19 protein-coding genes are annotated in these 21,737 nt (G+C 66.2%); 11 read left to right on the top strand and 8 right to left on the bottom strand.

The window, feature by feature from the left end; translation table 11 throughout:
- Positions 1-18: 18 nt before the first annotated feature.
- Together J0X27_RS08255 and J0X27_RS08250 are read right to left on the bottom strand one after the other, a co-directional pair.
- Positions 19-957 (bottom strand): D-2-hydroxyacid dehydrogenase, encoded by a 939-nt coding sequence (locus J0X27_RS08255; protein WP_207271880.1) that lies wholly within the window; start codon positions 955-957, stop codon positions 19-21.
- A gap of 3 nt (positions 958-960) precedes the next feature.
- Entirely contained in the window at positions 961-2,535 is a 1,575-nt protein-coding gene (locus tag J0X27_RS08250) for a class I adenylate-forming enzyme family protein (protein WP_207271879.1), read from the bottom strand.
- Between the two features lie 325 nt (positions 2,536-2,860).
- On the opposite strand from J0X27_RS08250, the gene J0X27_RS08245 reads away from it, so the two are divergent.
- Positions 2,861-4,009, top strand: coding sequence for an acetyl-CoA acetyltransferase (locus J0X27_RS08245; protein WP_207271878.1), 1,149 nt, complete (start codon positions 2,861-2,863; stop codon positions 4,007-4,009).
- Entirely contained in the window at positions 4,006-4,431 is a 426-nt protein-coding gene (locus J0X27_RS08240; protein ID WP_207271877.1) for a Zn-ribbon domain-containing OB-fold protein, read from the top strand. Before J0X27_RS08245 ends, J0X27_RS08240 begins: the two co-directional genes overlap by 4 nt.
- A 21-nt stretch (positions 4,432-4,452) precedes the next feature.
- On the opposite strand, the gene J0X27_RS08235 is transcribed toward J0X27_RS08240, so the two are convergent.
- Positions 4,453-5,475, bottom strand: coding sequence for an FAS1-like dehydratase domain-containing protein (locus J0X27_RS08235; RefSeq protein ID WP_207271876.1), 1,023 nt, complete (start codon positions 5,473-5,475; stop codon positions 4,453-4,455).
- 467 nt (positions 5,476-5,942) lie between these two features.
- On the opposite strand from J0X27_RS08235, the gene J0X27_RS08230 reads away from it, so the two are divergent.
- The 8 genes from J0X27_RS08230 to J0X27_RS08195 all read left to right on the top strand — a co-directional run bounded on the left by J0X27_RS08230 (position 5,943) and on the right by J0X27_RS08195 (position 16,237).
- Entirely contained in the window at positions 5,943-6,716 is a 774-nt protein-coding gene (locus J0X27_RS08230) for an SDR family NAD(P)-dependent oxidoreductase (protein WP_207271875.1), read from the top strand.
- Positions 6,717-6,848: 132 nt separating this feature from the next.
- Complete coding sequence (locus tag J0X27_RS08225) at positions 6,849-8,468, top strand: class I adenylate-forming enzyme family protein (protein ID WP_207271874.1); 1,620 nt, start codon at positions 6,849-6,851, stop codon at positions 8,466-8,468.
- A gap of 42 nt (positions 8,469-8,510) precedes the next feature.
- A complete protein-coding gene (locus J0X27_RS08220) occupies positions 8,511-9,809 on the top strand; it encodes an MFS transporter (RefSeq protein ID WP_207271873.1) in 1,299 nt (432 codons plus the stop codon).
- Between the two features lie 185 nt (positions 9,810-9,994).
- Positions 9,995-11,533, top strand: coding sequence for a molybdopterin-dependent oxidoreductase (locus tag J0X27_RS08215; protein ID WP_207271872.1), 1,539 nt, complete (start codon positions 9,995-9,997; stop codon positions 11,531-11,533).
- 231 nt (positions 11,534-11,764) lie between these two features.
- Entirely contained in the window at positions 11,765-13,177 is a 1,413-nt protein-coding gene (locus tag J0X27_RS08210) for an ABC transporter substrate-binding protein (RefSeq protein WP_207271871.1), read from the top strand.
- Positions 13,178-13,282: 105 nt separating this feature from the next.
- Entirely contained in the window at positions 13,283-14,236 is a 954-nt protein-coding gene (locus J0X27_RS08205) for a carbohydrate ABC transporter permease (RefSeq protein WP_207271870.1), read from the top strand.
- Entirely contained in the window at positions 14,233-15,105 is an 873-nt protein-coding gene (locus tag J0X27_RS08200; RefSeq protein ID WP_207271869.1) for a carbohydrate ABC transporter permease, read from the top strand. The genes J0X27_RS08205 and J0X27_RS08200 overlap by 4 nt, the downstream gene beginning before the upstream one ends.
- Before the next feature lie 46 nt (positions 15,106-15,151).
- Entirely contained in the window at positions 15,152-16,237 is a 1,086-nt protein-coding gene (locus J0X27_RS08195) for an ABC transporter ATP-binding protein (RefSeq protein ID WP_207271868.1), read from the top strand.
- 27 nt (positions 16,238-16,264) lie between these two features.
- On the opposite strand, the gene J0X27_RS08190 is transcribed toward J0X27_RS08195, so the two are convergent.
- The 4 genes from J0X27_RS08190 to J0X27_RS08175 form a co-directional block, all read right to left on the bottom strand.
- Positions 16,265-16,840: an RDD family protein gene (locus J0X27_RS08190; protein ID WP_207271867.1), complete on the bottom strand. Its 576-nt coding sequence runs from the start codon at positions 16,838-16,840 to the stop codon at positions 16,265-16,267.
- A gap of 82 nt (positions 16,841-16,922) precedes the next feature.
- Positions 16,923-17,204 (bottom strand): hypothetical protein, encoded by a 282-nt coding sequence (locus J0X27_RS08185; RefSeq protein ID WP_207271866.1) that lies wholly within the window; start codon positions 17,202-17,204, stop codon positions 16,923-16,925.
- A gap of 125 nt (positions 17,205-17,329) precedes the next feature.
- Complete coding sequence (locus J0X27_RS08180; RefSeq protein WP_207271865.1) at positions 17,330-18,580, bottom strand: acyl-CoA dehydrogenase family protein; 1,251 nt, start codon at positions 18,578-18,580, stop codon at positions 17,330-17,332.
- A gap of 138 nt (positions 18,581-18,718) precedes the next feature.
- Positions 18,719-19,867 (bottom strand): thiolase family protein, encoded by a 1,149-nt coding sequence (locus J0X27_RS08175; protein ID WP_207271864.1) that lies wholly within the window; start codon positions 19,865-19,867, stop codon positions 18,719-18,721.
- A gap of 161 nt (positions 19,868-20,028) precedes the next feature.
- Between J0X27_RS08175 and J0X27_RS08170 the strand changes: the two genes are divergently transcribed.
- Positions 20,029-20,814: an SDR family NAD(P)-dependent oxidoreductase gene (locus tag J0X27_RS08170; RefSeq protein ID WP_207271863.1), complete on the top strand. Its 786-nt coding sequence runs from the start codon at positions 20,029-20,031 to the stop codon at positions 20,812-20,814.
- A 7-nt stretch (positions 20,815-20,821) separates the two neighbouring features.
- On the opposite strand, the gene J0X27_RS08165 is transcribed toward J0X27_RS08170, so the two are convergent.
- Positions 20,822-21,541 carry a YqjF family protein gene (locus tag J0X27_RS08165; protein WP_207271862.1) on the bottom strand — a complete coding sequence of 240 codons (720 nt, stop codon included), beginning with the start codon at positions 21,539-21,541 and terminating at the stop codon, positions 20,822-20,824.
- Between the last annotated feature and the right edge of the window lie 196 nt (positions 21,542-21,737).

Raw genomic sequence — 21,737 nt, 5'->3', positions numbered from 1 at the left:
CACCCTCGAGTCCCGGACTCAGACGACGCGGTTCTCGAGGGCCGCTCCCTCGCGAAACCGCTCGTAGTTCCGGAGGAAGACGTCGGCACACCGCTCCCAGTAGTGGGGCGTGCTCCCGGCCATGTGGGGCGTCACGAGCGCGTCGTCGCGGTCCCACAGCGGCGAGTCGTCGGGGAGCGGTTCCGCCTCGAAAACGTCCAGCGCAGCGCCGCCGAGTTCGTCGGCCTCGAGCGCGTCGACCAGCGCGGGTTGATCGACGACCGCGCCGCGGGCGACGTTGACGAGGATCGCCTCGTCGCGCAGGGTCGCGAGGGCGTCGGCGTCGATCAGCCCCCGCGTCTCGTCGGTCAGCGGACAGGCGAGGACGAGATAGTCGCTCTCGGCGAGCACCGCCTCGAGGCCGTCGGGACCGTAGATGTCGTCGACGGCGTCCGGCGCACTGGTCGGATCGCGTTTGGTTCCGATCACGCGGGCGTCGAAGGGCCGGCAGTAGTCGGCGACCTGCGAACCGATCGCGCCGACGCCGACGATGCCGACCGTTCGGTCACCCAGTTCGCCGCCCGTGTAGCGGTCCCACTCCCGCCGTTGCTGTTGGGCGACGGCGCGATCGAACCCTCGCTCGAAGTGAAACAGGTAGCCGAGTACCTGCTGGCCGATCGGTTTCGCGTGAATCCCCGAGACGGTCGTCAACGCGACGTCGCGGTCGGCCAGCGCGTCGTGATCGTAGGCGTCGGTACCCGCGCTGAGCGCCTGCACCCACTCGAGGTCGGTGGCCGCCGCGAGCACGTCCTCGGGGAGTCGATGCGTGAGGAGTACCTCCGCGTCGGCGACGGCGTCGAGCAGGTCGTCCTCGTTCTCGACGTGCTCGAGGTCGATATCCGGCCGCCGCGCGCGAATCTCCTCGGTGACGATCGGGCCGCCACCTGCGAGGACGTGGGGGGTGACGACGACCGTCACGAGCTACTCGTCCCCCGACTCCTCGCGTTCCTCGAGCTTGTACTTCTGGATCTTCCCCGACGTCGTCCGCGGGAGTTCGTCGATGAACTCGACCTCGCGGGGGTGCTTGTAGGAGGCGACGTTGTCGAGGAAGAAGTCTTTGATCTCCTCGCTCGTGACGTCGACGCCGGGTTCGACCCCCGGCTTGGTGACGACGTAGGCCTTCGGAACCTCGTTGCGGCGCTCGTCGGGGATACCCACCACCGCGCCCTCGGCGACCGCCTCGTGCTCGGCGAGGAGTTCCTCGAGTTCGCTGGGGTAGATGTTGTAGCCGGCGGAGTTGATCATGTGCTTCTTCCGGTCGACGATCTCGTAGTAGTTGTCCTCGTCCCGCCGGGCGATGTCGCCCGTGCGGAACCAGCCCTCTTCGGTAAAGGCCCGCTCGGTCGCCTCGGGCATCCCGTGGTAGCCCTTCATCACCTGCGGACCGCGGACGAGGAGTTCGCCCTCCTCGCCGATACCGACCGTCTCGCCGCTCGAGTCGACGATCTTGGCTTCGGTCATCCGAGTCGGCTGGCCGATCGTGCCGTGGCGCAGGCCGAACGTCGAGCCACGCTGGGAGTGGGTCGCGCCGTTCGTCTCCGTCAACCCGTATCCCTCGGCCATTTCGACGCCGGCGACCTCCTCGAACTCCTCCTGGACGGCGACGGACATCTTCGCGCCGCCCTCGCCAGCCGACTCGAGGCTGGTGAGATCGTACTCGTCGAAGTCCTCGCTGTTGATCATGTCGACGTACATGGCGGTGACGCCGACGTAGTGGGTGATCCCCTCCTCGTCGATCAGTTCCATCGCCGCGTCGGCGTCCCAGTTGGCCGCACTCCGCAGGTAGACGCTCCCGCCGCGGACGAGCGGCTGCCAGGCGGTGTGGGTGAAGCCGGTGATGTGGTACAGCGGCAGCCAGACGAGGCTGCGGACGGCCTCGTCCTCGAGGGCGTGGTCCTGGGAGAGGATGGCGAACGTCTGGGCGCGGAAGTTGCGGTGGGTGAGCTCGACTCCCTTGGGCTTGCCAGTCGTTCCCGAGGTGTAGGGTAACAGCGCCACGTCGTCGTCGGCCCGCTCGACGAACGTCTCCTCGTCCCGGACGTCGGCGAAGGCGTGGAAATCGTCGGCATCCGTCCCGACCGAGATGACGACCGGGTCCCAGTCGATCTCGGCGAGTGCCTCCTCGAGGAACGGTTCGAGGGCCTCGTGTGTCAACACGACGGTCGCCTGGGTGTCCTCGAGCTGGTAGGTCAGCTCCCGCTTGCGGTACTGGGGATTGACCGGCGAGACGATCACGCCCGCTTTGAAGGCCCCGAGCGCGCCGATCAGGTACGGCGGACAGTTCGGCAGGTACTGGAGCAGTACGTCGCCGGGTTCGATCCCGAGGTCGGCCAGGCCGCCGGCGAACCGCGAACTCTCGGTCTGGAGTTCGTCGTGGGTCAGCGTCTCTCCGTGGTACTCGATCGCCCGTGCGTCGCCGTGGTGGCGCGCCGTCTCGTCGTGCAGTCGCGCGACGTTTCCTTCTCTCGCACTTTCGCTAACGCTTGCCAAATCCATGCGCCATGATATCACGCAGTAATATAAAATAGTACCCCTGACGGGGAGAGGGCGTCGGAATCCGCAGTTCAGTCGGTCAGTACCGATTCGTCGTCCAAGCTCGAAGCGGGTTCTCGACTTCGTCTCCCCACGTGTCCGTCTCCGATGTACGGGACACGCGTATGGCTCAGCAGTGTACCCGAGGCGCGGGTACCGGCCTCGATTCAGTAGCGGCCGGCGCGGCCGGCCGCGAGACGAATGCTGTGACATAACCTACCACAACTTATTTGCGGTCGGTCGGGATATCGGGAGACCATGGCACGATCCGAGAGGCGGAGGGACGCCTGTGACTGAACCGATCGTCGCGGGCGTCGCCGAAAGCGAACTCGGCGAAACGCCCGACCGGAACTGGCTCGATAACGCGGCGATCGCGACCGTTCGCGCGCTCGAGGACGCCGGCTGTACTCTCGACGAGGTCGACGGCGTCGCGGTCGCCGGCGGCGACGACTACATGCCGGCGCTGGTACTCGCGGAGTACCTCGACCTCGACGAACCCTCGTTTCTCGAGGGGACCGAGATCGGCGGCTCGTCGTTCGAGCACTTCTGTGGCCACGTCGGCGACGCGATGGCCCGCGGCGAGGCCGACGTCGTGGTCGTCGCCTACGGCTCGACGCGCAAGACGGGCCCCGACAGGGAGCAATCGCTCGAGGAGACCCACCCGATCGACGGCTTCGTCCGGCCGACGGGCCTCTTCAGGCCGCCCGGAGCCTACGCGATGGCCGCGCGGCGACACATGCACGAGTACGGGACGACCGAGGAACAGCTCGCCGAGATCGCCGTCTCGACTCGGGAGTGGGCGTCGATGAACCCCAAGGCGGCCCATCGAGAGCCGATTACGGTCGACGACGTTCTCGAGTCCCGACGGATCGCCGAGCCGTTCGACCTGCTGGACTGTTGTCTCGTCTCGGACGGCGGCGGCGCGGTCGTGCTCGTGAGCGAGGAGCGGGCCCGCGAACTCGACGTGCCGGAGATCGCCGTCGCTGGCGTCGCGTCGACGAGCACCCACCGTCAGGACGTAAGCGAGATGCCCGACATGACGACCACCGGCGCGGCGGTCACGGGACCGAACGCCTTCGAGCAAGCGGGGATTACCCACGACGACGTCGACGTCGCCGAGATATACGACTCCTTTACGTACACCGCGCTGGTCACCCTCGAGGATCTCGGTTTCTGCGAGAAGGGCGCGGGCGGCGCGTTCGTCGAAGGCGGCACCACCGCTCCCGGCGGCGAGTTACCGATGAACACGCAGGGCGGCGGCCTCTCGTACTGTCACCCCGGTCACTTCGGCGTGTTCGTCCTCGTCGAGGCCGTCCGCCAGCTCCGGGGCGAGTACACGGGCGACCGGCAGGTCGACGACGCCGAGGTCGCCGTCGCCCACGGTACCGGCGGCCTACTCTCTTCGAGTAGCACGGTCGTCCTCCGGAGGGAATCATGACGGGGCAGGTCGAGGACTGCCGCGACGAATGGGAGGGGCCAGTTCCCGTCCCGACCGGTGCGACGGTCCCGTTCTGGGAAGCGACGCTCGAGGGCAGACTCCTGTACCAGGAGTGTGACTGTGGTAACCGCCAGCTGTACCCGCGAGCGGTCTGTACCGCCTGCGGGGCCGAGGACCCGCCGTTCGAGGCGAGCGAAGGCGTCGGCACGATCTACACGTACACCGTCTGCTACGTGCCCGGCGAGCCGGGGTTCGCCGATCGGACACCCTACGTCGTCGGCGCGATCGAGCTCGCGGAGGGGCCGCGCCTGCTCGCCCTGCTCGATGCCGATCTCGAGCGTCTCGAGATCGGCGCGGCCGTCGGCGTCACGTTCTGGCAGATCTCCGAGGAAGCAGCGATTCCGGTGTTCGTCCCGGAGTAACACGTTCGGCGCGCGTCTTTTTTATTCGAGGTCGGCCGTCGCCGTTCCGGTCAGCAGCGTCTCGCCGTCGGTCGTCCGCGCCTCGAGTGCCGTCTCGACGGTTCCCGAATCGCGATCGACTTCGACGACCTCGCCGGTGGCGACGACGGTGTCGCCGGGGAAGACGCGCGACTGGAACCGGAGGCCGAAACTCGCGACGTCGGCGAGGTCGAACCACTCAGTGACGACCCGCGAGGTGAGTCCGGCGGTGAACATGCCCTGCCCGAAGACGCTCTCGTTGCCCGCGGCCGTCGCGTAGGGCTCGTCGTAGTGGATCGGGTTGAAGTCGCCGCTGGCACCAGCGTACTTGACGAAGTGTTGGCGCTCGAGGTCCTCGACGACGACCGTCGGTCCGGCGTCGCCGACCGCGAGGTCGTCGACCGTGTGGACGCGCTCGAACTCGGCGGTCGTCTCCGACGGCGCTGTCGGCTCCGTTCGGGCGGCTCCGCCGTTCGTCTCGGCCGCGGGGTCGTCGGTCGGTTCGCCCGCCTCGCCGTCGCCGTTCCCATCGCCGTCGTCGACCGCACCCTGCGTTTCGATCGCGGTCGAGCGATCGGTGAGGACGAGGTCGCCGTCTCGCGTCCGGTACTCGGTCTCGAGGACGGCGAAGGTCATCGTCCCCGCGCGGCCGCCCTCGCGCTGGAAGACGTCCGCGAGGGTGGTCGTTCCCTCGAGGACGTCGCCGACGTAGATCGGGCGCTCGTACTCGTGGGCCTGCTCGCCGTGGAGGACGTACTCCGGCTGGAAGCCGAGGTCGAAGCCCTTGCCGTCGACGTCGGCGGGGGTGTACCGCGGGAACCGGGCGACCTGCGTGTAGGTCAGCGGTGCGGGCACGCGGTCGTGGCCCCGCTCGGCCGCTGCCGTCTCGTCGCGGAACACCGGGTCGTCGGACGTGATCGCTCGCGCGAACTCCTCGACCTTGCCGGGTTCGATGCGGAACGCTTTGGCGGTGACTCGGGAGTCGCCGACCATCGCCTCGAGTTCCTCGAGGGGCTTATTCGGCATCGTGGCCCTCCGTGGCTTCTGGGGCGGTCGCGGGCTGGTCGGTCGTCGCGTCGCGTCGCACCTCGGTGCGGTGTCCGCGTTTCATTGGCGACATGGTTTGCGGACGACTGACATAACAGTACCCTTCTCGGATGCGAGTCGCGTGAGACCGTTCGGCGGATCTGGATTCACCGGCTGAAGTCGTCCTCCCAACGGTGATGAGTGTCCTGTTACCGTGGTAACACTGAAAGGCCACGCCCTCCCCAACCGATTCGTTCGCTCCTTTCAGTCGCTCACTCATCCCTCGCGCAATGTCGGCCCGCGTCTCACTCGTCGTTCGCCGCGGGCCAGCGCGCGCCACCGCGTGCCGACCGGTCGAATCGCTTATACCGGCGGTCGATGAACCCGTAGACGCTCATGGCAGAGAGTATCATACTCGGCTCGAGCGAACGGTCAGTAGAACGGACGCGCGTCGCGGAGGCGCACCGATGACGACGGCACAGTTCAGCGTCGACGGGGAGACTGCGATCGTCACCGGCTCCTCGAGTGGCATCGGGAGGACGATCGTCGAGCGCTTCGCCGACGACGGCGCGAACGTGGTCGTCACGTCTCGCGAACTCGAGAACGTCGAGCCGGTCGCCGACGCGATCAACGAGAGCGATCGGCCGGGCGAGGCGATCGCGATCGAGTGCGACGTGACGGATCGGGAGGCCGTCCAGCGACTCGTCGACGAGACCGTCGCGGCGTTCGGCGCGCTCGACGTGCTGATCAACAACGCGGGGGCGAGCTTCCAGGCCCCGCCGGCCGAGATCAGCGAGAACGGCTGGAAGACGATCGTCGACATCAACCTCCACGGCACGTTCCACTGCTCGCAGATCGCCGGCGAGTACATGCGCGAGCACGGCGGCGGCCGGATCGTCAACTTCGCCAGCGTCGCGGGCACCCGCGGCTCGCGGTCGATGAGTCACTACGGGGCCGCCAAAGCCGGCGTCGTCAACTTCACGACCTCCGTCGCGGCCGACTGGGCCGAGGACGACATCTGGGTCAATTGCATCGCGCCCGGCCTCGTCGCGACCGAGGGCGTCCGCACTCAGATGGGCGTCGACGACGATGCGGACGAAATCGCCCGAACGACCCCGGACCGCACCATCGGCAGCCCCGAGGAGGTCGCCGACCTCGCGCAGTTCCTCGCCAGTCCCGCCTCCTCGTACATGGTCGGCGAGACGGTCACGATCAAAGGACGACCGCGCCTCGAGGAGTAACCCGGCGGACGCTCACCTCGCGTATACCGCCGTGGGGGCTCGCCCCTCGAGTTAGGGACAGGTGTCTCGAAACATGTTCACTGTTACCAGTACCCGCATACTTTTCAGGTCGAACGACAAACCACTGGCAATATGGAGCTCGATATCGTCCCTGCGGAGACGCTCCTCGAGCCGCCCTACGACGGGAACGTCGCCAACTTGCTCGACCGAGCGATTACGAAATTCCCTGATACGATCGCGATCGAACACGCCGGCGAGACGATCACCTACCGCGAGTTCGGCGATCGCGTTGCACGGATTGCGAACGGGCTTCGAGAACTCGGCCTCGAGGCCGGCGACCGGGTCGGCGTCTACATGCCGAACGGCATTCCCTTCTGTACCGCCATCTGGGCCTGCTGTCACGCCGGTGTCATCGCGAGTCCGCTGAACCCCGAATACCGCCGTCGCGAGATCGAATACCAGCTCGACCACGCCGACGCGGAGGCGGTGCTGGTCGAGGGCGCGGCGCCACGCGCCGCGGGAGATGCGAGCGGGTATCGCCCGCGAGCCGACGCCTACGTCGTCGAGGCCGTCGCGGACCTCGAGACGGAGATCGTCGGCGCGACGCCGGGTAGCGACCACCCGTCACTGCCGGAACTCGGCGGCGATACGAACGCGGCGATCGCCGACCGCGAGGACGACGATGTCCTCCTCCAGCCCTACACCTCGGGGACCACGGGCGAGCCCAAGGGCGTCCTGTTGACCCACCGCAACTTCCGGGTCCAGATCGCACAGGGCGTCTCGAGTTACAGCGCGAGCCCGATCGACGGCGACGGGCTCATCGTCCTGCCGATGTACCACATCACCGGGCTGCTCGGGATGATGGCGTCGCTGTGTGCCGGTCGGACGCTGCACCTGCTCCGCCCGGATCAGTGGGACCCGGAACGGGTCCTCCGCACGCTCGACGAGCACGACGTGCCGTCGTTTACCGGCGTCGCCGCGATGTTCGTCGATCTGCTCGAGGCTTCCGATCCCGACGAGTACGACCTGTCGACGCTGGTTCGGGCGGGACAGGGTGGCGACAAGCTCCCGGCACCGACCCAGGAGCGATTCGAGGAGGCCTTCGACGTCCCGCTCTCGGAGGGGTACGGCCTGACCGAGACGACCGCGACGACCCACACGATCCGGTGGTCGTCGCTCGGAAACAGGCCCGGCAGCGTCGGGCAACCCGTCGGCCACACGCGCTCGAAGATCGTCGACGAGGACGGGACCGAGGTCGGCCCCGGCGAGGAGGGCGAAATCCTCGTTCAGGGACCACAGGTGATGAAGGGCTACTACGAGAACCCCGAAGCGAACGACGAGGTATTCACGGCGGAGGGGTGGTTCCGCACGGGCGACATCGGGACGCGGGACGCGGACAACTACTACTACATCAAGGGACGCGAGAAAGAGATGATCCTGACCGCGGGGTACAACGTCTATCCGCGGGAAATCGAGAACGTGCTCTACGAGCATTCGGCCATCCACGAGGCGGCGGTCTTCGGCCTTCCCGACGACCGCCGGGGCGAGACCGTCGCCGCCGCGATCACGCCGAAAGCGGGCGCGGACCTGACCGCGGACGACGTCGAGGCGTACGTCCTCGACGAACTCGCACCCTACAAACACCCGCGAGTCGTCGAGATCCGTCCCGACCTCCCGAAGACGGGGAGCGGAAAGATCCGCAAGACGGCGTTACGGGACGAATTCCTCGAGGAACACGGGCCCGAATCGTGAGCCACTTGTACGCGAGCGCTCGAATCGGTAGCTACTGCTTGAATGTCTGAACAGTCCCCCTATTCGACGGCCGAGATCAGGACGATCGCCCTCGCAGTCATCGCCGGCGTCTTCTTCGGCGGGGTGGCGACGGGCGTCGCCTTTCCGACGCTGCCGCTGCTCGACGAGAAACTCGTGATCAGCGCGGTCATGCTGAGCGTGATCCTCTCGGCCAACCGGATCGCGCGACTGTTCATGAACACGCCGGCCGGGACGATCATCGACCAGGTCGGCGCGCGGAAACCGATGATCTTCGGGCTGTTCACGCAGGCGCTGGCCCCGTTTGGCTACATCGTCGGCCTCCACACGCCGCCGACGGATCTCGGAACGGTACCGTTGCTCGGCGACGTGTCGCTGCCGGGGGTCGTCTTCGTTCTGGCGCGGCTGTTCTGGGGCGTCGGGAGCGCGTTCGTCTTCATCGGGGCGTTCGCGACGATCACGTACGTGACGACCGCCGACAACCGCGGCCGGTGGGTCGGCTACATGCGTGGCGGGCAGTCGCTGGGCTTCCCGACCGGGCTCGTCGTCGGGGGCGTGCTGACCGATCTCGCCAGCATGCAGACGGCGTTTCTCGCTGCCGGCGTGCTCGCGTTGATCGCCGGCACCGTCGCGACGCTCGTCCTGCCGGACGTCCACGGGGGCGCGGAAGGGCGAGCCGCCAAGCTCCGGGAGGTCCCGTCGCTGCTCGCCGGCAACCCGACCGTCGTCCTGATCGGGTACGGGAACTTCACCCTTCGATTCCTCTGGGGCGGGATCATCCTCTCGACGCTCGCCCGCTACGCCAGCGACGCCGGCCTCGAGCTCTCGGCGCTCGGCGCGGCGGGCGTCAGCGGGATCGTGATGGGGCTGGGCGTGCTCACGTCGGGATCGATGACCATGGTCACCGGCTGGGTGTCGGACATGGTCAGCGATCGGACGCTGCTGACGGTGCCCGCGTTTCTGGCGATGGGCGCGGGCTTTCTGATCATCGCCTACGTCCCGACGATCGAGGCGCTGCTCGGAGCGATCGTCCTCGTCGGCGGCGGGATGGGCGCGGCCGCACCGGCGCTGCTCGCGATCATGGGCGATCTCACCCCTGGCGACGAACTCGGACGGATGGGCGGCGTCTACCAGGTGATGGGTGACGTCGGGCTCAGTCTCGGACCGCTGATCGCGATCCCCGCCGTCGACCTCTGGTTTGGCTACCAGTTGACGTACGTACTCTGTGCCGCGCTCGTCTTGAGTTGCCTGACGATCGTCTCGCTCCCGCTGTTGCGAAACCCCGACGTCTCGAGGGCGGGCGCGAAAGCGGACGAAGGGTAGCGTCGGTGCCTCGTCCGTGCCGCTCCTCAGACGGTCCGCTGTCGGTTCTCGGTGCACTCGCACGGCTGGGCGGGGCGTCGGCACTGACCGATAGGAGTCCGTCTCACGGCCGGTCCATCTCACAGCCCACGAGCCAGCGGCGTTTGGGGAAGCTTTCATAGCCGCCGAGGCGATATTGGTATATAATGTCTCCCATACGGAGAACGGCCGCTCGCGTGCGTCCGTGGCTTCCCCCGGTCGCCGTGGCACTCGCGGCGGGACTCGCCGCCGTGGGGGGCTCGTACTTGGCCGTCGGCCGACGGCCGGCGTTCGTCGCGACGCCGATCGATCGACTCGTCGTCGCACTCAGCCCCGACGCACTCGTGGCCGTCGCGATCACCGAACTCGGCACGCTCGGCCACCAGTTGGCCTTCCTGACGGCCATCGCACTGACGTGTGTCTGTTTCGGACTGGCGGCGCTGCCCGGCGTCTTGCTCCTGTGGGGACGCGGTCCCGTCCGCGAGACACTGGCCCGCCGAGGTGCCATGCCCGCTGCCGGCGTGGTCGTCGGAACGGCGCTGCCGGGTGCGATCGCGTTCGGGCTGACTGGGTCGCCGATATCGAGCGCCGCCACTGCCGCCGGAGCCGGGCTCGTCTCCCTGGTGACGGTTGCGGTGGCCGCGCTCGCCGCCGACGGGGACGCCACCCTCGGCTCTCTCGGCCGGCGGCGCGTCCTCGGGGCCGTCGGATCGGCGGTCGGCCTGAGTGTGCTCGGCGTCTTCGTTCGCGGAACCGGGGAGGAGTCGGTCCCGCCGGGTCTCGAGATCCCCGCGGACGCCCGGCCCGCGGTTCGAGAGTCGCTCACGCGGGCGAAAGAGCAGTCGCTCGCCGTCGAGGGACTCGAGCCGCTGGTCAGCACGGACTTCTACGAAGTCGACATCGCCAACGTCGACCCCGCCGTCGACCGCGAGGAGTGGTCGCTCTCGATTACGGGGGCCGTCGAAGCGGAGGCGGAGTACGAGTTCGCGGACATCGAAGCCATGCCCCTCGAGGACCGGTTCGTCACGTTACGCTGCGTCGGCGACCAGCTCAACGGCCGGCAGATGGATACGGCCCTCTGGAGCGGCGTGCCCGTCGAGGCGCTCCTCGAGGAGGCAACTCCCCGTGGGACTCGCGTTATCCTGCACGGCGCGGACGGCTACTACAACGAGTTCCCGCTCGAGGCGCTACGGCCGGGGCTGTTGGCCTTCCGTATGAACGGTCGCCCGTTGCCGCGGGCACACGGCGCTCCGCTGCGTGCACTGGTGCCGGGTCACTGGGGCGAGATCAACGTGAAGTGGCTGACCGAGATCGAGGTTCGCGACGAGGAGACGATGGGCTACTGGGAACACCGCGGCTGGCACGGCACCGGCCCGGTGGAGACGGTCGCCAAGCTCTGGCAGGTCAACCGCCTCGGCGGCGGGCGTATCGAAGTCGCCGGCCACGCCTATGCCGGCACCAGGGGCATCGAGGCCGTCGAGGTCTCGACCGACGGCGGCGACACCTGGGTCGACGCCGAACTGTCCGACCACCTTCCGGGCGAGGACGTCTGGCGGCAGTGGCGACACGAGTACGGAGCGGGCGGGAGACACGACGTGATCGTCCGGGCTCGAGACGGGAACGGCGACCTCCAGATCCCCGAGGCGGACGGTCCGAAACCCGACGGCGCGACGGGCTGGGTTTCGGAAACTGTCGGGACACGGTAAGCAGGACGCCGGTATCCGTGACCCCGGTTCGCTCGGGACGATACCGACCCGTCCCGTCGCGTTCGGCCGGCGAGCCTTCGGGGGAATTACCGCTCCGCATCCCCGATCGGTGGGTTTCCCCATCCGTTATCCCGACAGAATGTAATCACCGCTCCGTATATCTGAAAAAATAGTGAACTTTTATATGTCTGCCCGAAGCCGTTAGCACTGTGTAGTGGGACTTGATAGCAGATGACAAGAAATACCTTCAATCGACGTCGGGTCCTTGCAGGGGCCGGTGCAGGAATAACTGGTGTCGTGGCTGGCTGTTTGGGCGGCAGTGGTGGTGGTGACGACGAGGTCCACTTCATCACGGACTACTACAACGACTCCTGGGAGCCCCTCTGGGGCGACCTCGAGTCGGAGTTCGAGGACGAGACCGACACCTCGTTGAACATCGAGGAGGGCGGCATGTCCGGCACGCAGGAAGGGCGGCTCGCCCAGCTGATTCAGGCGGGCGAGCCGCCGGACGCCAACACGTCCACGTTCGACCAGGTGGCCGACATCTGGGAAACCGGGCAGCTCGAGACCGTCAACGACGTGGTCTCGTCCATCGAGGAGGTCAACGGGGAGATAAACACCGAGGCGTTCCTGGGGGAGGGCGACGACATCTACCAGATCCCTCACGGGTTGTACGTCTCGAACTTCCAGTACCGGGCGGACATCTACGAGCAACTCGGGCTGGACGAACCGGAGACCTTCCAGGACGTCCTCGACAACGCTCAGGTCATCGACGAGTCGGACGAGGTGGACGCTCGCGGGTACGGGTTAGCGGGAATGCCGACCGGCAAGAGCCAGGACGAGTTCCTCGTTCTCCTGTCGAGCGCGGGCGTCTCCGGGATCGGCCTCCGGTGGAGCGACCCGGACGCCCGCGAGGAGCTCGAGGTGTACTTCCCCGAGGAGGAGGTGACGATGGTGTTACAGTACATGAAGGACCTCGCCGAGTACTCGCCGGACCCGACCAGCATCGGCTGGGCGGAGTCGCTCAGCCAGTGGGTCCAGGGCCAGTACGCCCAGTGTTATCACCTCAACGCCTGGCCGGTCGGCGTCACCGCGCTCACGGCCGAGGCCCAGGACAACGACGCCCTGCGCGGATTGGCCGAGGCCACACAGGTGCGGGCGTATCCGACCTGGGGAGAGATCGATAAGGACGACAACTGGCTGTCCGCACCGGCACCGGACGGCTACCACGTCTTCTCGAACGGCACGAACACGGCGGGTGCCAAGGAGTGGTTCGAGTGGCTCTACGCCGATAGTATGGAGCGAACCGTGAGCTTCTACGAGGCGGATCCGGGCCGGTTCCTGCCGACTTACAGCGACGTACTCGGCTCCGACGCCTTCCAGAACCAGGACATCTTCCAGGCCCACCCCCACCTGCTCGAGAAACTCGAGTACTGCCAGAACGAGATCTGGGGCAACCACTACGGCAGCGTCGACGAGGCCAACATCTCCTCGCCCGAGTCGCTGTACATGCAACGGCAGTGGTTCTACGGCGAGATGGTCAACCGAGTTGTCACCGAGTCGATGACCATCCAGGAGGCCTACGAGTGGGGCCGCGGGGAACTCGAGGACGCCTTCGCGGCCGCCCAAGAGCAGTTCGGATAACCGATCCGACTCCGTCAGGTCCCCGTTTAGTCACGTTCGGGGCTGAACGGGTTGTTTACAGATGACCGTGAGATTAACATGCATGGATGGAGAACGAACGTAAATATGGCCAGTGAAACCGGAGAATCGATTCGACCTCGCAGGACGTATATCCCGTGGGACGAGCTGCCCGTGGAACGGGAGACCGTCGCCGGGTTCGGGACCGTCCTCCCAGTCGTCGTACTGTATACACTTATCGCGGTGTTTCCGATCGTCTTCGCGTTCTGGGCATCGTTACACGACATCCACACGCTCAACCCCGAGTGGGAGTGGGTCGGCCTCGCGAACTACGCCGAGGTCCTGAACATTTCCACGTTCTGGGGGTCGCTGTGGCGCGGGGTCGTCTACATGGTCGGCAGTACCCTCATCCAGCTCGCCGTTGGCCTCTGGATGGCACTCGTCCTCAACCGCATCACGCGGGGCCAGAAGTTGCTCACCGCGGTGGTCTTTACGGCCTACCTGATCCCGACGATCATCGTCTCGCTGGTGGCGCTTCGGGTATTCGACCCGCTCGGGGGCGTGTTCCAGATGTACGGTGCCGAGTGGTTCGGCCTGTGGGGCGCTCAGGAAGCGCCGCTTGGCTCGCGCGATTGGGCGATGCGGCTTTTGATCCTCGTCGGCAGCTGGAAGTTCGCCGTCTTCGTTACCATCTTCACGCTCGCACAGTTGCGCGCGATTCCCGATCGGTTCTACGAGGCGGCGAAGGTCTGTGGCGCGAACCGGTGGCAGATGTTCCGCGATATCACGCTGCCACGTCTCATGGGGATCGTTCTGGTCGTCGTCTTGCTCCGGTCGGTGTTCATGTTCAACAAGTTCGACATCATCTGGCAGCTCACACAGGGTGGCCCCGGTAACGCCACGACCACGCTCCCCGTGTTGGCCTACAAGACCGTCTACACGGACCAGGCCTACGGGCTCGCCAACGCGATCTCCATCGTCATGTTCCTCTTCCTCTTGGCGTCGGCGATCGTCTACTTCAAACTCTTCAACCCCAGCGAGGAGGTGGAGACGACGACATGAGTCAGAGTGAGCCACCGGGAGGGGTGTTCGGCCTCTCGTACGACGACGAGACTCGAGTCATCGAACTACTGAAACTCCTCAGCACTGCGATCATCGTCCTCGTCGGTGCCTGGCCGATCTACTGGCTGACTCAGCTCGCGTTCACCGACTACGAGACGGTCGAGGACGCCATCACCTACTTCCCCACACCCGGGATATTCACGCTCGACAATTTCACGGTCCTGACGGACCCGGAGATGTATACCTACATGTTCAATACGGTCGTCGTGGCCATCGGGACCATCGTCACGGTGGTCATCGTCTCGCTGATCGCGGGGTACGGTCTCGCGCGACTGGAGTTTCCCCACAAGGAGAACTTCGCGCGAATCCTCCTCGTCGGGTATCTCTTCAGTCCCATCGTCATCGGCATTCCGCTCTACCAGATCTGGCGGTCGATCGGACTGCTCGGAACCCGCGTCGGACTCATCATCGCACTGTCGGCGATCTCGATGCCCTTCGCGGTGTGGCTGATGTGGAAGTACATCATGACGATCCCCGAGGCTCACGAGGAGGCCGCGTGGGTCGACGGTGCCTCGCGCTGGCGGAGCTTCCGCGACGTCGTCGTCCCCCAGTGCCGGCCGGCGATCATCGCCGCGGCGCTGTTCGCCTTCGCACTCGCCTGGAACGACTTCACGTTCGCGCAGATCCTCCTGCCGTCGACCGACACCACGACGTTCGCACCCGGCATCCTCCGGGCGATGGGGCAGGCCCAGTTCCTCCCGGACGCCTACCTGATGGCGGTCTCGCTGGCCATGACGCTGCCACCGCTGCTGTTCGCCTACTTCATGCAGAGCTACCTGCTGAAGGGGTTCCAGGTCAGAGCCCTCTGAGAGCGTGTCCTACGTTCGCAACCAAAACAACGATCCAAACTAACATATGACAGCTATCGAGATTCGGAACCTGACGAAAGTGTACGAGGAATCGGGCAACGACATCGTCGCAGTCGACGACGTCGACCTGACCATCGAGGACGGCGAGTTCGTGACGCTCGTCGGCCCCTCGGGGTGTGGGAAGACCACGACGCTGCGGTGTGTCGCGGGACTAAACAAGCCGACCAGCGGCACGATCAGGTTCGGCGATCGGGACGTGACGGACACGCCGGTCCAGGAGCGCAACATCGCGTTGCTCTTCCAGGACATCGCGCTGTACCCCCACATGAGCGTTCAGGAGAACATGGCCTACGGTCTCAAGATCACGGGCTTCTCGCGGGAAGAGCGCATGGCTCGCGTCCGGGAGGCCGCGAAGCTCCTCCAGATCACCGACCAACTCGAGAAAATGCCCGCCGACCTCTCGGGCGGCCAACAACAGCGCGTCGCGCTCGGCCGATCGCTCGTGCGCGATCCGGAGGTCTTCCTGTTCGACGAACCCATGTCGGATCTGGACGCCAAACTCAAGGCCGAGTTGCGGCCGGTCGTCGAGAAGGTGACCGATGAGATCGGCTGCCCGACGCTGTACGTGACCCACGATCAGGAGGAGGCGATGACGATGTCCGACCGCGTCGCGGTCATCAACGACGGCGAACTCGAGCAGGTCGCCCCGCCCAAGGAGGTCTACGACGAACCGAGTTCGCAGTTCGTCAGCCAGTTCATCGGCCAGCCGTCGACCCAGTTCTTCGAGGGCACCGTCAGGGCCGTCAACGGGACCGCCGAACTGGTCGTCGGCAACTACGAGTACGACCTCGCCCGCGAGGGGCTCGAGGGGTGGGCCGGCGACGACGTCCGCGTCGGGCTCCGCCCGCAGTATATCACCGTCAGCGACGACCCCGAGACCGGCATTCCAGCGACGCACTTACTGGACGAGCCCTTAGGCGATGCGACGCACAGCTTCTTCGAGACGGAGTTCGGCGAAATCGTCGTCGTCACCGATCCCGACTTCGAGGGCGGCGGCGAGGAGTACGGACTCGTCTTCCAGTCCGAGTCCATCCAGCTGTTCGACGACGACTCCGGCGTCCGGATCGCCTGAGGCGGTCGCCGTGTCGCCTCGGAGCGGTCAGTTCTCTCGTGGTTCGTCCGCTCGAGCGGCCGCACTCGTCTCACCGTCCGCTGAGGCCGCCGCGTTGCCATCCGTCGGTGCCGTCGACTGAACGACGACCGTCCCGGCCGCGCGGTCGCCGAGGCGACGGCCGTCGGTCGCCAGCGCCGCCACGAGGCCGACCACGACCGGCGGGACGCCGAGCAGATCGACGTATCGAAAGAGGTTCCGCACGGCACTGGCGCGGTAGGTGCACGGACAGCCGTCCGCCATGACGACCAGCAGGCCGCGGTTTACTTTCCCGGGGGTCCGGCCGTAGCGCCACTCGAGAACGAACGAGTAGCTGGCGTAAATCGGCGCGAGGACGACCAGCGACAGGACGATCGCGTACCCGCCGAGGGCCTCGTACGGCCCGCTGAAGACCACGCTGAAGCCGTATATCAACGGAAGTTCGATCAACACGTAGCAGACGAACAGGTCGATCGCCGCCGCACTGCCGCGGGCGAGCAACACGTCGAGGTCGTCGGCGGTCTCCAGTACCGGAGCCGGTTGCCGCTGGGTCGGCAGGAACCCGTCCAGTTTCCAGTCGATCACGGTGCCGTCGCCCCGCCGTTCATGAGGGAAGCATTCGGCAGAGTGTACAAAATACCTGCCCCTCGGTCGGTAACGGGCGTCGTCACTCCATGCTGACGTCCGTGCGAAGCGTCGCGAGGAAGTAGATCAACAGGAGGAGGGTGATCCCGGCGAACACCTGTACGTCGATAGACAGGCCTTCGTCCACGCGGAACAGCAAGACGCTGGTGACAGCGAGCACGAAAATAGCGCTGGCGGTTCGCCACCGTTCTCGAACCTTCTCGAGGGTTATCGCTATCGGGGATTTCTCCACCGCGTCCGACGCCTCGCGAATGTTTTCCAGCCCGCCGCCGTCCGACCCTCGGCTAGTCGTATCGCTGCTCATATGTAACGGTTGTTCCCGTGTAGGCGTAAATAGCTACGGGTGCCGGGAACCGAGCAGCGATGCCGCTCGAAACCGACCGTCCCGAACACGAAATACGAAACGGACGCCTCGCGCCAGCCCTCGGACTACTCGTCTAAGGCGTCGATGCGAAGGTCCTCGTCGAACCGGAGCGCGTCCTCGACTTCGGCTTCGTCGACGTCGTCGAACGCCCAGCGCGCGATCGACCGGCGGTGGACCTCGTCGGCCCCGTCGACGATCCGGAACGCGCGCACGTTCTCGTAGAAGTGAGCCAGCGGCAGGTCCTTCCCGATGCCGTTACCGCCACAACACTGGACGGCGAGGTCGATGGTCTCGTTGGTGATGTTCGCGGTGTACATCTTCGCCATCGCGACCTCGATCCGGGCGTCGCCGCGATCAAGTTCGCGGGCCGCGTGCCGGACCATCGTTCGGGCCGCGTGCAGGCGCGTCTCGGCGTCGGCGATGCGGTGGCGCAGCGCCTGTTTGTCCTCGAGGGCCGAGCCGAAGCCCTCGCGCTCGCTGAGGTAGGCTTTCGCGATCTCGAGGGAGCGTTGGGCCATCCCGGAGTAGCGCATACAGTGGGTCAGCCGGCCGCCGCCGAGTCGCATCTGGGCGATCTGGAACCCCTGTCCTTCTTCGCCGATGGTGTTCTCGACGGGGACGCGGACGTTGTCGTACTTGATCTCCGCGTGGCCGCCCGCCCGTTCGACGGGGCCGTGGTCGCCCATGTGGTCGATGTTTCGCACGACGTTGACGCCGTCGGCGTCCCTCGGAACGAGGATGATCGAGGTCCCCTCGTAGGGGTGGGCGTCCAGATCGGTTCGGGCCATCACCAGGTAGAAGTCGGCGTCCAGCCCGTCGGAGGTCCACCACTTGTGGCCGTTGATGACCCACTCGTCGCCGTCCTTGACGGCCGTGGTCTGGAGCATCTTCGGATCGGAGCCGCCGCCCTGCATCGGCTCGGTCATCGAGAACGCCGAGGAGATCTCGCCCTGGACGAGCGGGCGCAGCCACTCCTCTTTCTGCTCGTCGGTGCCGACCATCTCCAGCGTGTGCATGTTCCCTTCCTGGGGCGCGTTCGCGCGGATCGACAGCGCGCCGATGAGCGAGCGCCCGACCTGTTCGAAGGACGGCAGCATGTCGCTGAAGTCCAGTCCCTGGCCGCCGTACTCCTCGGGAACCTGCGGCGCGAACAGGTCGCGATCCTTGGCCTGCTCCCAGAGGTCCTCGATCTCGTCGTTCGTGATCTGCTCGCCCGTCCTGAGCGCTTCCCGTTCCCGCGGGATCACGACCTCGTCCATGAACGCCTCTACGCGGCCCGCAACGTCCTTCGCTTTCTCGGAGTCGTGGTACTCCATATCACTCATGACAGGATACAGCATTGTAAAGCTATAGGTAGCGGATCGCATACATTGGCAACTAGAAGGGGTGGCTAGCGCTATCAACTCGAGACCGCGTCGGTCTCCGTCGCTTCCCGAATCGCGTCCGAACCCACCTCAGACCCGCTCGAGGATCGTCGCGACGCCCTGCCCGAAGCCGATACACATCGTCGACAAGGCGGTGTCCTGGCCGGTGCGCTCGAGTTCGTGGACCAACTTCGTCAGGAGCATCGCCCCGGTCGCGCCCAGCGGGTGGCCGTGGGCGATCGCGCCGCCGTTGACGTTGACGTCTTCCCAGGACGCGCCGGTCTCCTCGAGCCAGGCCCCGACGACTGCGGCGAACGCCTCGTTGACCTCGAAGAGATCGACGTCGCCGACGGTCATGTCGGCCTTCTCGAGGACGTTTTCGGTCGCCGGAATCGGCCCTTTCAACATCGTAATCGGGTCGACGCCGACGACCTCGGTCTGGCGGATCCGGGCCATCGGCTCCCAGCCGTGTTCTTCGGCGGCTTCTTCGCTCGTGATCAGCAGCGCACAGGAGCCGTCGACGATTCCCGACGAGTTGCCGGGGTGGTGGAACCCGTTGCCCTCCTCGCGGAACGACAGCGGGAGTTCCGAGAGCGTCTCCACGTCGGTGCCGGGACGGGGGTGTTCGTCCCGCTCGACGACGACGTCCTCGCCGTCGAGTTCGGTCTCGACCGGCGTGATCTGGTCGTCGTAGCGGCCCTCGTCCCAGGCCTCCTTCCAGCGGCGCTGGGAGTCGACGGCGATCTCGTCGAGTTCGGTGCGTGTGAGGCCGTACTCCTCGGCGATCCGTTCGGCCCCTTCGCCCTGCGTCGTCAGCTCGTCGAAGTACTCGAAGTACGTGTCGGTCGGTTTGTCGCCGTCCGATCCCATCGGCACGCGGGTCATGTGCTCGACGCCGCCCGCGATGAGCACGTCGTGCTGGCCGGCCATGACGTTCGCCGCCGCGAAGTTGGCCGCTTGCTGGCCCGAGCCGCACATTCGATTGAGCTGGACGCCGGGAACGATATCGCCCCAGCCGGCGACCATCGGCGCGAGCCGCCCGATGTTCAGCCCCTGCTCGTCGACCGGCGTGACACAGCCGTAGATGACGTCCTCGATCGTTTCCGGCTCGAACCCGTTGCGCTCGCGCAAGGCCTCGAGGGGCTCTGCGGCCAGATCCTGTGGGTGCGTGTCCCTGAACGAGCCGTCGCGTTTCCCGAAGGGCGTCCGGACGGCATCGACGATGACTGCGGAGTTCATGACGTGTCTTTGAGTATTTCTCCATTCCTCATAGATGTTGTGCATATATTCGTGATCGTCCGTACTGGACTCTTTCCGCCGCTATCGGGGTTTTCCCCCGCCGTGGACCCTGCTATCAGTCCACAATAATTAAGTCAAATAACGAAGTAGTCAATCGAGCAATGGACCTTGGCATTCAGGACAGGACCGCGGTCGTCACTGGCGGTGCGGGACGGATCGGAAGCGCCGACTGCCGACTCCTCGCCGAGGAGGGCGCGAACGTCGTCGTCCTCGACGTCGATGCCGACGGCGCGGCGGAGGTCGCCGAGGAGATCGACGAAACCGCCGACAGCGGCGCGGCGATCGCCCTCGAGTGTGACCTCACGGACCGCGAGGACGTCGCCGACTCGATGGCCGAGGTTCGGGACGCCTTCGGCGGCGTGGACGTCCTCGTCAACAACGCGGCGATGGTCGACGCCCGCTCGCGCATCGGGGACTACGACGACGGGATCTGGGACCGGGACATCGAGATCAACCTGACCGGGACCTACAACATCAGCACGGAACTGTTCCCGCGGATGTGCGACCGCGGCTGGGGGCGGATCGTCAACATGTCCTCGATGGCCGGCTGGTACGGCGGCTTCGGCCAACTCTCCTATTCGGCGACGAAAGCCGCCATGATCGGCGTCGGCCGGACGATGGCCCTCGAGGGTGCCCAGTCGGGTGTCACGTCGAATATCATCGCGCCGAACATCGTCGTCGGCGACTGGGCCGACATGAACCCCGACGAACTCCGGGAGCACGTCGACGAGTACTTCGCTCGCATCGCCGAGGCCACCCCGATGCGTCACCTCGGGACGGAGGAAGACGTGGCCAACATGGTCACCTACCTCTGCTCGGAGCAGGCATCCTACGTCACCGGGCAAGTTATCGGTGTCACGGGTGGGATCGACCTCTTTAGCTTCTGAGGGGCGCTCAGGGACTCGAGTCAGCCAGCCGTGTCCCACTCACGGTTGCGCTCCGTGAGGCGACCACGTCGAGACCCGGGCTGTAGTAGTAGACGGGGTCGGGGTCCGGCTCCGCGAAGCCGTGTGCCGCCAACAGCGTGTTCGTCTCGATTTCGGCGGCGGCCGGGTACAGCGTCCAGGGGTCGTGGTCGACGTCCGTGTATCGGATCGATCCGTCCTGGGCCTGCGTGTAGAACCGATAGCGCTCGACGAGAAAGTTCCCGAACGGATCGTCGGGTGCCGAGAACGGCTCGCCGGTCGGCCAGTACGTTCCCTCGTAGTGAACGGGCCGTGCGCCCGGATGGCGACGGCGACTGCCGAACCGGACCCGACCGTCTGCCCACTCCAGGGAGATCCGCGCGTAGTAGTAGGGGAGGTGGTGGAAAACGCGGGCTCCGAGGACGCTCGCGATACCCTGTGCGTCGAGGCTGAAGAAGTAGACGCTGGGGACGCCGTCGCGAGTGACGTACGTTCTGAGGTTGAGTTCGGGCAGCCGGATGCCAAGCGGTTCGGGAAGTCCCTTCGGCCGGACGGCGACGTTGGTAAACGGGACGACCGAGAGCCACGCCGAGCCGTCGTACACGTCGGGGTCCAGTCCGTCGGGAAGATGGGCGTCCATCACCGCCGGGTCGACCGGCCAGTTCTCGAACAAGAGATGCCGCCACCCCATTTCCAGCGGGACAACCATAGAAACACTTCGGAATCTGTACAAAAACGCTTTCCGGTCGGATTCCAGTGTGGTGCGTCTCGTGGAGACCGATACTCCCGGATACCACTCGTACACTCCCGTTCTCAGTCCTGTTGCAGAACCGCGCGTTCGAGGCGGAGAACGCGGTGGGCGCTTCGAGAGGGGGTCCGATAGCCCTGCCTCATACGGTTTGCTG

Origin of the sequence: Natrinema longum (genome assembly GCF_017352095.1) — an archaeon.
GTDB classification, from domain to species: Archaea; Halobacteriota; Halobacteria; order Halobacteriales; family Natrialbaceae; genus Natrinema; species Natrinema longum.
This window is presented reverse-complemented; position numbering and strand designations above follow the sequence as displayed.